The organism is Bacteroides sp. (assembly GCF_029057325.1).
Taxonomy (GTDB): Bacteria; Bacteroidota; Bacteroidia; order Bacteroidales; family Bacteroidaceae; genus Bacteroides.
On the sequence record NZ_JAICZW010000140.1, the window covers coordinates 1 to 12,976 of the forward strand.

Genomic DNA, 12,976 nt, shown 5'->3' on the forward strand with positions numbered 1-12,976 from the left:
AGTGGTGCCACCAGGAATCGAACCGGGGACACAAGGATTTTCAGTCCTTTGCTCTACCAACTGAGCTATGGCACCATTGTTTCTCGTTTGCGGTTGCAAAGGTAGTGAAACTTTTGGACTTATGCAACATTTTGGGGAATAAAAACGCTGATAATTGTTTATGTGGCTAATTATCAGCGTCTATTGAATTGAAAAAGATAGAAAAACTCTTTTCTTTTTTTATTTGTTATGGGGGATTGGGCTTTTTAGGAAGGAGATTCATTTTCCTCTACGGAAATTTCTTCTTGCAAAGAATTCCATCCTTGAGCTTTTAACTCAAACTCTTGTCCGTCACGAGTAATTAGGGCACAGCCCAATTCAGGTTTAGTGATATGACCTATCAGCCTGATACCTTCCATTGCGGATATTTTTTCGTGGTCGGCAATGGGGATCGTGAATAGCAATTCGTAGTCTTCGCCACCATTGAGAGCACAGGTTGTCAGATTCATGTTGAATTCCTCTGCCATGACTGCTGTTTGATAGTCAATGGGGATGTGCTCTTCATAGATGCGACAGCCCGCTTTGCTTTGGGTACAGATGTGTAGCAGTTCAGATGAAAGGCCATCGGAAATATCCATCATGGAGGTAGGTTGTATGCCTTCTTCTGCCAATTTCTGGATGATATCCCGGCGGGCTTCCGGTTTTAGTTGGCGTTCCAGCAGATATTCTTTGCCGGCGAAATCGGGTTGCAGGTCTTTATCGGCACCTTTGAGGACGGCTTTTTCGCGCTCCAGCAATTGCAGTCCCATATAGGCGGCACCTAAATCGCCGGAGACGCAAATGAGATCGGTTTCTTTGGCTCCGTTGCGATAGACAACCTTGCCTTTTTCGGCTTCACCGATGCAAGTGATGCTGATGGTTAGCCCTGTGTAGGAGGCAGATGTATCGCCGCCTACAATATCGACGTCATATTCTTCACAAGCCAGACGGATGCCCGCATACAGTTCTTCCATCTCCTCTATGCTGAAGCGTTTGGAAATGCCTAAGGATACTGTGATCTGTCGAGGTGTGCCATTCATGGCATAGATGTCGGAAAAATTGACGACAGCCGATTTGTATCCCAAATGCTTTAACGGTGTGTAAACCAAGTCGAAGTGTACTCCTTCCATTAGCAAATCGGTGGTGACAAGCACCTCCTTTTCCGGATAAGAGAGAACTGCGGCATCATCGCCGATGCCATATTGGCTCGATTTGTTTTTTAATTCGATGCCTTCTGTAAGATGTCGGATAAGTCCGAATTCACCAAGGGTTGCTATTTCTGTTCTCATGGTTGTCAGGCTCTGTTTATTAGTTCACGCATAATTTCTGTCATTTTGGGTTGTGCTTCGTCAGCGGCTTTCTGCACCTCTTCGTGAGAAACTTCCACAATTTTTCCTTCCACACCGAGGTCGGTGATGACTGATACACCGAACACTTTAATGCCGCAATGTTTTGCCACAATAACTTCCGGTACGGTTGACATGCCTACTGCATCGGCTCCCAGAATGCGGAACATCTTATATTCGGCTGGTGTTTCAAACGTAGGGCCTTGTGTGCCGATGTAAACGCCATGTTGAACTTTGATGCCCTTTTCGGTGGCAATGGCATCGGCTTTGCGAATCAGTTCCTTGTCGTATGCTTCGCTCATATCCGGAAAGCGAGGTCCGTAAGGGATGTTCTTGCCATGCAGGGGGTGTTCGGGAAAGAAGTTGATATGATCGGTGATAATCATCAGGTCTCCGATTTCAAATGTTGGGTTAGTTCCGCCGCTGGCGTTGGATACGAACAATGTTTTTATACCCAATTCGCGCATGACGCGTATCGGGAAAGTCACTTCCTTCATTGAGTAGCCTTCATAGAAGTGGAAGCGTCCTTGCATTGCCATGATATCTTTGTTGCCCAGTTTCCCGAAAATTAGCTTGCCGCTGTGTCCCTCTACGGTAGATACAGGGAAGTTGGGGATATCTTCATATTTTATTTCATACTTCTCGGCAATTTCACCGGCAAGGCTGCCTAATCCGGTTCCGAGGATAATGGCTGTCTCTGGATGGGTGTGCATCTTTCCTTTCAGGAAATTAGCGGTTTCTTGAATACGCTCTAACATAGTCAATTATGTTTTGGTTAAAAATAGATTGTTGATTTTGCAGTATTGTTACCTCTATAGGAAGCACGTAGATGTATGGCTTCAGTTGTTCATCCAATGCTGGATGGAGTTTCAGCCTTTCTGCATCTTTTTCTGTTGTGATAATCAGTCGGCTGTTCTTTTTCAGACGTAAGAACTGTTCTTTGATTTGTAACAGGTCTTTGTTGCTGAAATCGTGATGGTCGGCGAAGGCCAACAGCTTGACGTGCGGGGTGTATGATTCCACCTCTTTTTGCAGCGGGGCAGGGGAGGCGATTCCCGTGACCAGCAACACCTGTTCAGTTCCTTTCAGAGAAGAAAATGTTTGGTGATTGTCTCTCTCCGGGGGAAACAGTGGTTGCAGCTTTCCGTAACAAAAACGCGAGAAGTAGAGTTGCTGGTAGGGGAACAGACGCAGCTGTTTGGCGATAATATTGAAATCTATCGGTTTGATGTTATCCGGACATTTGGTCACAAGGACGATTTGCGCCCGGCTTTTGCCTTCAGCCGGTTCGCGCAGTCTTCCGGCAGGTAACAAGGCATCGTCGCACAGCAACCGATGGAAATCGGTTAGCAGTATATTTAGTCCTGCTTTCACATAGCGGTGTTGGAAGGCGTCATCCAAAAGAACAACTTCCACGCGGGGACTTTGCAGTTTCAGCAATTGCTCGATGCCCCGGCACCGGTTTTCATCTACTGCTACCCGTATATGGGGGAATTTATGTTTGATTTGACATGGTTCATCCCCTATTTGTTGTGCATCGCTGTGGGCATCTGCCAGCACATAGCCGCGGCTTTTGCGTTTGTAGCCTCGGCTTAGGGTGGCTACGTTCATTCCGTTTGCTTGCAGTAATTTTATCAGATATTCCGTATGTGGTGTCTTGCCCGTTCCTCCCACTGCAAGGTTGCCGATGCAGATAACAGGAACATCAAAACTCTTTGAGTGGAGCCATCCCCAATCAAAGAGTTTATTTCGTAAGCATACCCCCAAGCCGTAAAGCCATGATAGGGGGTATAGCCAATGGTTTATCTTAATAGAGTTTGCTGTCATTGAATATTCAGTTCAAACGGCATGCGTGCCTGTATGCGGTCGCATTTGTTAAAGTTCTCCAGTACGCTGAATGGACGATAGAATTCGCCCATTGCGCTTTTCAGTATGCGTGCCTTGATGTAATTGTCCGGTCTTACGCTTGTCAGGATGTCAAAGAAACTCTTTTTGGCCGGATAGTTCATCACGGTGTAGGCATCTACGCCGGCTTTGGCGATGGCGATTTCCAATGCTTTATCCAGGCCGCCAAGCTCGTCAACCAGCCCTAACTCTTTTGCTTTACTTCCGGTCCAGACACGGCCTTGGGCAATCTTGTCCAACTCTTCTTTGCTGATGCCGCGGCCTTCGGAGCAGCGAGTCAAGAAGAGGTCGTAGCCGTTGTTCACGTACATCTGCATCAATCCCTTTTCGCCGTAGTTCATCGGACGGTTCAGCATGCCGAAATCTGCATAGTGGTTGGTCTTCACTACGTCGAAGTCCAGTCCGATTTTGTCGGTCAGCCCTTTTGCGTTGGGGAACATGCCGAAGATGCCGATGGAACCGGTCAGTGTGGTAGGTTCGGCCACGATGGTATCAGCGTTGCACGAGATGTAGTAACCGCCCGAAGCCGCATAGTCGCCCATGGAGACGATGACCGGTTTTTCCTTCTTCAGTTCGCTGACAGCATACCATATCTGTTCGGAGGCGAAGGCGCTTCCACCCGGCGAGTTCACACGCAGCACTACTGCCTTCACGTCCTTATTCTCTTTCAGCCGTTGCAGGTCTTTGATGACCTTCGTTGCATCGATGCTCTGTTCGTTGATGTCGGACGATGCGCTGTTGCAGATGTCGCCATACGCATAATATACGGCAATGATGTTTCCGCTCTTGTCTTTGGGCACGTTTTTCTTCACATTTATCATGTCTTGCAAGCCGAGCACAGGCATAGAGTCATCTTTATCAATGCCTACCATGGTTTTCAGGTAGCTTTGCACGTCGTTCTTGTAGATTAAGGTATCTACCAGTCCGCACTTCACGCTCTCCTCGGCGGGATGGAACATCAGCATGCGGTCGGCAATCGCGTTCAGCGATTCTACGGATACGTTACGCGATTCGGCGACATCGCTGGTTATCTGTCCCCAAATGGAAGTCAGATAAGCGTTGATTTGTTCGCGGTTGGCAGGACTCATTTCGGTGGAAATGAAAGGCTCCACGGCCGATTTATAGGTTCCGACCTTGAAAATCTGCATCTCCACGCCGATTTTTTCCAGCAAATCCTTGAAGAACACGGGTGTGGAAGAGAGACCGTTCCATTCTATCATGCCCTGCGGGTTCATCAGCACTTTGTCTGCCACGCTCGACAGATAGTAGAGTCCTTGCGTGTAGTTGTCGCTGTAGGCCACGATGAACTTGCCCGATGTCTTGAACTCCTTCAGCGCATTGCGTATCTCTTCGCATGCGGCAACTCCGGCGTTCAGCGAGGTCGCTTCAAGGTAGATGCCTTTAATGTCTTCATGTTCCTTGGCTTTCTTGATGGAGGCGAGGATGTCGTCCATTCCGTAGCTCTTATACTCGTTTCCCATCAGGAAGTCGAACGGAATCTCCTGACTACGTTCATTGAGTGTTCCGTTCAGGTTCAGCATCATAACGGAGTTTTTGCGTACTTGCGTTTCCGATTCAGAAGATGATGCCATGCTGAAAAGCACCATAATGCTGAGGAAGAATAAAATAACGCTTGATACGATGATACCTGTAATGGTGGCAAGCGTGAATTTCAGAAAATCTTTCATTGTTCTTAGTTGTTTTTATGCTAACTTTTTCAAGTTAACAAAGATAAATAATAAGGTTGATATTTACCCAATCTGTCGCAAGTTTTTTTGTTTTGTCACACGAACTGAAAGATTATTTATACTTGTTGGCGGAATAAAATCAGCAAGGAAATGGCTTCTGCTATTTCCCCCTATATTTCCCAGTTTGACAGACACTTGCCTCTGTCGTCTCAAACACTTGTGTCTGTCAGCTTGAACACAAGTGTTTGTCACGCTGAACACAAGTGTCTGTCAACTCATCTTTCAATACCTGATAACCAGTGTATTAGAAGGTGTATGGGAAGCAAATCTGCAAATTAATCCCGCCAACGGGTTATTTATAGTTGAACAGAAGTATTCGCAGGGATATTTCTGTTCTTAGGAGCTATCGGGAGTTATCACTTCGTTTTGTAGGAGTTAAGAGCCGATAGTTTTGCAGATGCAAGGCAGAGTATCTTTTTTCGTGTGCAGTGATACATCTTTATTCGTAACGTATAGACGTTGCCGGACTGATGCGTGTTATCAAGTAAGAAGGCCCTATCAGCATCAGGATGGAAGCTGACAATGTGCCTGCATTCAGCAACAGAAACAGCCAGACGTTGAACGAAACGGGAACGGTAGCCATATAATACGTTTCCGGATCGAGTTTGAAAAGGCTGAACCAACGTTGGATGAAATAGAAGGCCAGGCCGATGCCGTTTCCTATGAGCATGCCCTTGCCTATCAGGAAGACGGCAAACCACAAAAAGACCTTACGGATGGTCAGGTTATCGGTTCCCAATGACTTTAGTACACCTATCATGGAGGTGCGTTCAATGATAATAATCAGCAGGCCGGAAATCATGGTGAAGCCTGCCACGCCTACCATCAAGACCAGAATCACCCAGATATTAACGTCTAAGATATTCAGCCAGGCAAAAATCTGGGGGTTGAGCTGCTCCACGTTTCGTACGCAATATTTAGCACCATGGCAGTCGGGATGTTCGTCTGTGTCGGCGGCTATCTCGTAGGTGGTCTCTTCCAGTTTGTCATAATTGCGTATTTCCAATTCCACACCGCTGACCTGATTCGGCTTCCACTTGTTCAGGCGGTTGACGATGTAGAGGTCGGTCAGCAGGAAAAGGTTATCGTATTCTGAAAAGTTGGTCTGATAGATTCCCACAATCTCCAGACGGCGGGCACGCACGTCATCCTGTATGTAGTAGGTGTCTATTTTATCGCCCACCTTGAGCTTCAGCTTATCGGCAAACGATTTGGATATCACTACCCGGTTGGAGGAAGTGGAGTCGCTGAACTGCGGAAACTCTCCTTCCACCAGATGACGAAGGAAGAAGTTGCGGTCATATTCCGGTCCCACACCTTTCAGCACCATCCCTTGAAACGCATCGGTGGTCTTTATCATGCCCGGTTTGGTGGAATAGCGTTGTACATGCTTCACCCCGGCATAACCGGCAAGCGCAATCCTCATGCTGTCATCCACTATTACCGGACGGGTTTCGTAGGAACCTGTAGCATCTATGTTGCTGATTTGGATGTGAGAGCCAAATCCTACGATTTTATCCCGTATCTCGCTCTTGAAGCCCGCTATGACAGACACGGATATAATCATCACCGCCAGTCCGATGGCAATGCCAATCATGGCGATGAGCACGGCAGGACGGGAGACTTGTTCCCCCGGTTCATCGGCGCGGTAGATGCGTAGAGCGATGAAACGAGCAAAGTTCATTGTCTATTGTGTTTTTTATTCGGTTCTTCCCGGATAAGCCTCCAGTGCTTTCTGAAGCACAAAGAGCGCACGTATCAGGTCTTCTTTCTTCAGCACATAGGCGATGCGCACCTCGTTGCGGCCAGAGCCGGGAGTCGTATAGAAACCGGAAGCTGGGGCCATGAATACCGTTTGGCCTTCATATTCGAAATCAGAAAGGCACCAGGCACAGAACTTGTCGGAATCGTCCACCGGCAGCTTGGCTACCGTATAGAAAGCTCCCATCGGGATGGGCGAATAGACACCGGGGATGCGGTTCAGTCCGTCAATCAAGCACTTGCGGCGCTCCACATATTCGTCGTAAGTATCGCGCAGGTAGTCTTCGTCGGCATCTAAGGATGCTTCAGCGGCAATCTGGCCTATCAAAGGAGGACTGAGGCGGGCTTGGCAGAACTTCATCACTGCATCGCGGATTTCCTTGTTTTTCGTTATCAGCGCACCGATGCGGATACCGCATTCCGAATAACGCTTGGATACGGAGTCAATCAACACAACGTTATTTTCGATGCCTTCCAAATGGCAGGCTGAAATATAGGGCGAACCGGTGTAGATGAATTCGCGATAGACCTCATCGGAGAACAGGAACAGGTCGTACTTCTTCACAAGGTCGCGAATCTGGTTCATTTCGCGACGGGTATAGAGATAGCCGGTCGGATTGTTGGGGTTGCAAATCAGGATGGCACGGGTGCGCTCGTTAATCAGTTCTTCGAACTTTTCCACTTTGGGCAGCGAGAAGCCCTCTTCGATGGTGGTGGCTATGGTGCGTATCTTGGCACCGGCGGAGATGGCGAATGCCATGTAGTTGGCGTATGCCGGTTCGGGAACTATAATTTCATCGCCCGGATTGAGGCACGCCATAAAAGAGAACAATACCGCTTCCGAACCTCCGGAAGTGACAATGATGTCATCGGCCGTCAGATTGATATTGTATTTGGCGTAATAGCCTACTAATTTCTCGCGATAGCTGCGGTAGCCTGCACTGGGACTATACTCCAGCACCTTCCGGTCGATGTTTCGTATTGCTTCCAAAGCCACTTCCGGCGTAGGAAGGTCGGGTTGTCCGATGTTCAGGTGAAAAATGTGTACGCCCCTTTGTTTGGCGGCGTCTGCCAGAGGAGCCAGTTTCCTGATAGGAGATGCAGGCATCTCCGTTCCGCGAATAGATATTTTTGGCATGAAATTGTCTTTTATTATTTGAAGTTGCAAATGTAGCGAATTATTTGAAACCAAGACGGAAGCACAGACATAAAAACTTTAAAAACATTATCTATCGCAAAAACGTTATGTTATATAGAAAGAAAAACGTATCTTTGAAAGAGTAAACGAGACATAGAATTTTGATTGCTAAATATAAAGAAAAAAAGAATGGTCATCAACCTTATAACCTTTGCCTCTATACTGCATAAACAGGCAACTGTATGTAGTACTCATGAAGTGATTCTGACGGAATTGGAGAAATACTTTACCGTCAATTTAGTTGACTATAAAGATATCTGCAAATTGTCACCCGATGACTTCAGTATCCTGTTCATCGCCACCGGAGGTGTGGAACGACTGGTTATCCAGCACTTTGAACAGCTTCCTCGTCCCGCCATATTGTTGGCAGACGGTCTGCAAAACTCCCTTGCCGCCGCCCTTGAGATTTCTTCCTGGTTGCGCGGACGGGGCATGAAAAGCGAAATCCTGCATGGAGAATTGCCCGAAATCATTAAGCGCATTTTTGTCTTGCACAGCAATTTCAAGGCACAACGCAAGCTGCACGGACTGCGCATCGGCGTGATAGGAACTCCATCCAACTGGCTTATTGCCAGTAATGTGGATTACCTGCTTGCCAAACGTCGTTGGGGCATTGAGTACATCGACATTCCACTGAAACGTATCTGCGAACACTACGACCGGATTAAGGACAACGAGGTGGGCGAAGCGTGTGCCGAACTGGCAGAAAAAGCGCTTGCCTGTCGCGAGGCGACTCCCGACGATTTGGTAAAGGCCATGCGCCTGTATCGTGCCATCAAGAAGGTGGTGGAGGAAGAGCGGTTGAGTGCCCTTACCCTTAGTTGCTTCAAGCTGATAGAGCTGACGGGCACCACCGGATGCTTGGCCCTTTCACTGCTGAACGACGAGGGTATTATCGCCGGATGCGAAGGAGACCTGCAATCCGTTTTCAGCATGTTGGTTGTCAAGGTGCTGACGGGCAAGAGTTCGTTCATGGCCAATCCATCCATGATAAATGCCCGTACCAACGAAATCATATTGGCGCACTGCACCATCGGAACCGCCCAAACAGAAAAATTCATCATCCGCAACCATTTTGAAACAGGAAGCAGCATTGGCATTCAGGGAATTCTGCCTGCGGGAGACGTAACCGTCATGAAATGTGGCAACGAAAGTCTGGACGAGTATTATCTGAGCACCGGTACGCTTACTGATAATACGAACTACATCAATATGTGCCGCACGCAGGTAAGGATAAGGATGAATACGCCTGTCGATTATTTCCTGAAAACACCGTTGGGCAATCATCACATCCTGTTGCACGGCAATGATGAGAAGATACTGAACGAGTTTCTACAGGCCAATGCGTGCAAGCGAATCGAGTAATCCGCTTGTTGGGCACCTTTTAAAAAAAACAGACAAGTAGGGCGTGTCCCCAAATGAGTCGTATAGTGAAGCCTATTCAGCACGGTAGTGAATGCCATTCTGTACCGTACTGAACAGGCTTCAGTCGTATAGTGAATGCAGGTGCATTTTGCTATACCGATAATCAGCGTATTGCAAATAAATGCTTGGGTGCTAATAATTCACAACAAAATCAGTTCATCTCCGGCACTACTTCAAACTTCGTTCCCGGGAAGTGCTTGGCAAGGTAATTTTGGATGTACTGCATGGTATCTTCTTGAATAGTCTTGTCCTCTACGGTGGGGTAGAGGTTGTACAAGACCGTATCGAGTCGGATGCCCCGGTGCTTGATGGCTTCAAAACTGAGTAATGTATGGTTGATGCTGCCCAGCTTGCCGGAGGTGACGAAGATAAGCGGGTATTGCTTTTCGGCGATGTAGTCTGCTGTCAGATACTCCTCACGGAGGGGAACCATCAGTCCGCCGGCACCTTCTACCAATACTATATCGTATCGGCAGGCCAGTTCTTGGGTGGCTTGCGCTATCTTGTCGAAGTCTATCGGCCGACGGTCGATGCGGGAGGCAAGGTGGGGGGAGCAGGGATAGGAGAATATCTCGGGCATGGTCAGTCCTTCACGGTCTTCCGGCAGGTAGCCGGTGCCCATCAGTCGGCGGTGCAGGTCGATGTCTTCGGAGTGTCCCGTGTTGCCGGTCTGGATGAATTTTTGGGTGATGACACGTTTGCCGCTCTTGATGAGTTCGCAGGCGTGCCAGGCGGTACAATAACTTTTTCCGGCATCGGTATCAATGCCGCTGACGAAGTAAATGTTTTTTGTTTCCATTATTTAGTCTTTTTTTCTTGCAATGATATAAATAGGATGATAGGTCAGGCTGACGTTGCCGGCAGGGTCGCTGAATCGGGTCGTGTATTCCGTGCAGAAAGTTTGCAGCCTGCTGCGGGTCCATATCTTTTTTTCCGTTCCCGTTACCCCGGTCTGTTTCAGGTGTTTCAGCACGGCTTGCGGGGTGCTGAATGGAAGGAGGGCAATTTCTTCTTCCGCATGGAGAATTTCGAAACCGGGAGATAGCAGGGCTTGCAGTTCTTCCAGTGGGAGATAGTCCAATCCATGCCCCGTCAGTTGGCGGATTTCGTGCAGGTTGGCGGTGCCGAAGGTGCTGAAAGCAAGCTGTCCGTGGGGCGCCAGGGAGCGGTGGCAACGGAGGAAGAAGGCTTCGGGATCGTTGAACCATTGTAGGGTGGAGCACGAGGTAATCAGGTCTGTCCCTTCGGGGAAGTCAAGGGCCTCGGCATCGCCGGAGACGAAGTGGATGGCTGTGCCATCACACAAATCTTTGACGCACTCCTCCATTTCCCGGCAGAGGTCGTTCAGCAAGAGTGTCTCCGGTTGCAGGGTGTGGAGCAGGAGGCGGGAATAGCTGCCTGTACCGCATCCGAATTCTACGATATGCCTGAAACGGGAGTTTGCCGCTTCCGTCAGCAAGCGCATCATCTTTGTGGCGACTTGTTGCTGCACACGTGCTTCGCGGGTATAGGTGTCGCGCGCCTTGGCAAAGCGTGTTGCTATCAGTTGTTTGTCCATAATTCTTGCAGGTAGTGGCGGAATAACTCTTCTTGATAATGGGCGTCGTCTGTTTGTAGAGCCGGGGTGCCGCATTCTTCCCATGCCTGCAACTGGTTGGCGGGCGGGATGATGCGGTCGTTGCTGCCTACGACAGCCTGTTGCCAATGGAATGCGGCTGGCGGGAGGGAGTGGTACATGTTCTCAATTTCTGCCAGTTCCTCGCGAAGCTCTTCCAACGGGCGGCGGGGGGTGATTTGCAGAAATGATTTGAACGCCGCTCCGTTTGCACACATCCGGCGGAGGAACTTGTGGAGCGAAGCTCCCGTCAGTCCGTCCAGCGTACCGCGAAAGAGGACGGGCGGGATGCCTTTCCGTTCGTCAATCGGGTAGGGGGTGCCGTTGATGGCTATGCTGTTCGCTATCGGCAGTGAAAGTCGGGGCACCACTTGAGAGGCGGCCCACACACCCATAGACCAGCCGATGACGTTTATTTCTTGATATTTATCCAAGCCGGATGGGTCAAAGTCCAACGTGCGATAGTCGTAGCATATCATAAAATCGCTGCGTTCGGGTTGGTAGGCTTTGAAAGGCGTCTCGTCCGCTCCCCATCCTGCAAAGAACAGGAGTAGCCGAGGGTGGTGTTGTTGTATAAGGTAGTTTTGTTTCATGATTGCTTTCAACTTTCCATGTTCAATTTTTCATTTTCAATCTCCAGAATCAGCTTCTCTATCTCTTCCTGCTTGATTTCCGCTGTCAGTGAGAAGCGGATGCGTGATGTCCCTTCGGGCACTGTGGGCGGACGGACGGGCAATGCATAGAAACCGTGTCGTTGCAGCTCTTCCGCACGAATCACGGTGTCTGTACTCGAACCGACCACCAACGGCACGATGTGGCTTACGCTGGGGCAGGCGTATCCGTTGGCTTGTAAAGCTTCGCGCAACTGCCGGCTGATGGATGCCAGATGTTTGCGGCGTGCTTGCATCTCCGGCAGTTTCCGTACGATGAACAGGGTCCACGCGATGTTCACAGGGGGCAGGGCGGTGGTGAAAATCAGTGTGCGCATCCGGTTTACCAGATACTCCCGTATCACTTTCTTGCAGACGATGTATGCGCCTGCTGAGGCTGCCGCTTTTCCAAAGGTGCCTACCAGGAAGTCGATGTCGAGGATGCAACCGGCTTCTTCTGCACATCCCAATCCGCGGTTGCCGCGCACCCCGAAAGCGTGCGCTTCGTCCACGTAGAGCCATACATTGTTATATAGGTGTTTCAGCCGTACCAATTCCCGCAAGTCTGCCGCATCTCCATCCATGCTGAAGATGCTTTCCGTTACGATGATGATTTGCCGGTAGGACGTGTGGTGCTCTTTCAGCAGCCGTTCCAGTTGGTTCAAATCGTTGTGGCGATAACGGATGCACTTTGCCGATGAAAGACGGATGCCGTCGATGATGCTGGCGTGCACCAGTTTGTCCGCCAATATCAATGTTTGTCCGTCGCTGACGGCGGGCAGGATGCCGGTGTTGGCGTGGTAGCCGCTGTTGAATATCAGTGCCGTTTCCGTGCCGAAAAGTGTGGCAAGCTCAGCTTCCAACTCTTCGTAGATGCTGAAGTTTCCTGTCAGCAGACGTGAGGAAGAAGAGGTGGGCAGGAAGGTGTCCGGCGTAAGCGTGTGCAGAAACTCTTCCCGCAGGCCGCTGTCGGTGGCAAGCCCCAAATAGTCGTTGGAGGAGAGGTTCAGCATCTGTTGTCCGTTTACGAGGACATGGCGTCCGTCGTGCACCATTCGGGGCAGGCTCCTCAGGTTGCTCTGTTCTTTCAGTCTTTGCAGCTCTTGCTGCATATTTTCAATTGTGCTCACGCTAAAATAGGATAAATATTAAGAATTAAATACCGAATAATCATCAATTGTCAATTATCAATTTTCATTTTTCAATTATCCGAATCAGTCCCGTCGTCAGTTTTGTCAGTTGCTCCGGTTCGATGATGAATGGTGGCATCAGGTAAACCAATCTCCCGAAGGGGCGTACCCAAATGCCTT

11 protein-coding genes and 1 tRNA gene are annotated in these 12,976 nt (G+C 49.2%); 1 reads left to right on the plus strand and 11 read right to left on the minus strand.

The window, feature by feature from the left end:
- Nucleotides 1-2: 2 nt before the first annotated feature.
- From K2G43_RS08720 to K2G43_RS08750, 7 genes are all read right to left on the minus strand, one after another.
- Nucleotides 3-75, minus strand: a tRNA-Phe gene (locus K2G43_RS08720).
- A gap of 170 nt (nucleotides 76-245) precedes the next feature.
- Complete coding sequence (gene thiL / locus K2G43_RS08725; RefSeq protein WP_300154278.1) at nucleotides 246-1,307, minus strand: thiamine-phosphate kinase; 1,062 nt, start codon at nucleotides 1,305-1,307, stop codon at nucleotides 246-248.
- 5 nt (nucleotides 1,308-1,312) lie between these two features.
- Nucleotides 1,313-2,122, minus strand: coding sequence for a purine-nucleoside phosphorylase (locus K2G43_RS08730; RefSeq protein WP_300154281.1), 810 nt, complete (start codon nucleotides 2,120-2,122; stop codon nucleotides 1,313-1,315).
- The gene (lpxK, locus tag K2G43_RS08735) at nucleotides 2,094-3,191 is read right to left on the minus strand and encodes a tetraacyldisaccharide 4'-kinase (RefSeq protein ID WP_300154284.1); all 1,098 of its coding nucleotides are present in this window, start codon (nucleotides 3,189-3,191) and stop codon (nucleotides 2,094-2,096) included. The genes K2G43_RS08730 and lpxK overlap by 29 nt, the downstream gene beginning before the upstream one ends.
- Complete coding sequence (sppA, locus tag K2G43_RS08740) at nucleotides 3,188-4,957, minus strand: signal peptide peptidase SppA (protein ID WP_300154287.1); 1,770 nt, start codon at nucleotides 4,955-4,957, stop codon at nucleotides 3,188-3,190. Before sppA ends, lpxK begins: the two co-directional genes overlap by 4 nt.
- Before the next feature lie 499 nt (nucleotides 4,958-5,456).
- The gene (locus K2G43_RS08745; RefSeq protein ID WP_300154290.1) at nucleotides 5,457-6,701 is read right to left on the minus strand and encodes an ABC transporter permease; all 1,245 of its coding nucleotides are present in this window, start codon (nucleotides 6,699-6,701) and stop codon (nucleotides 5,457-5,459) included.
- 15 nt (nucleotides 6,702-6,716) lie between these two features.
- Entirely contained in the window at nucleotides 6,717-7,916 is a 1,200-nt protein-coding gene (locus tag K2G43_RS08750) for a pyridoxal phosphate-dependent aminotransferase (protein ID WP_297643466.1), read from the minus strand.
- A gap of 189 nt (nucleotides 7,917-8,105) precedes the next feature.
- Here K2G43_RS08750 and K2G43_RS08755 point away from each other — a divergent pair, with 189 nt between their 5' ends.
- The gene (locus K2G43_RS08755; RefSeq protein ID WP_297643467.1) at nucleotides 8,106-9,341 is read left to right on the plus strand and encodes a fucose isomerase; all 1,236 of its coding nucleotides are present in this window, start codon (nucleotides 8,106-8,108) and stop codon (nucleotides 9,339-9,341) included.
- 211 nt (nucleotides 9,342-9,552) lie between these two features.
- Here the strand turns inward: K2G43_RS08755 and bioD are convergent, their stop codons facing one another.
- From bioD to K2G43_RS08775, 4 genes are read right to left on the minus strand one after another with little or no spacing between them, the layout of a single operon-like run.
- Nucleotides 9,553-10,200: a dethiobiotin synthase gene (gene bioD, locus K2G43_RS08760; RefSeq protein WP_300154294.1), complete on the minus strand. Its 648-nt coding sequence runs from the start codon at nucleotides 10,198-10,200 to the stop codon at nucleotides 9,553-9,555.
- 3 nt (nucleotides 10,201-10,203) lie between these two features.
- Nucleotides 10,204-10,959, minus strand: a complete 756-nt coding sequence (gene bioC, locus K2G43_RS08765; protein WP_297643469.1) for a malonyl-ACP O-methyltransferase BioC — start codon at nucleotides 10,957-10,959, stop codon at nucleotides 10,204-10,206.
- Complete coding sequence (locus tag K2G43_RS08770; protein WP_300154298.1) at nucleotides 10,944-11,609, minus strand: pimeloyl-ACP methyl esterase BioG family protein; 666 nt, start codon at nucleotides 11,607-11,609, stop codon at nucleotides 10,944-10,946. The genes bioC and K2G43_RS08770 overlap by 16 nt, the downstream gene beginning before the upstream one ends.
- Nucleotides 11,610-11,617: 8 nt before the next feature.
- On the minus strand, nucleotides 11,618-12,796 hold the full coding sequence (locus K2G43_RS08775) for an 8-amino-7-oxononanoate synthase (protein WP_300154301.1): 1,179 nt from the start codon (nucleotides 12,794-12,796) through the stop codon (nucleotides 11,618-11,620).
- Between the last annotated feature and the right edge of the window lie 180 nt (nucleotides 12,797-12,976).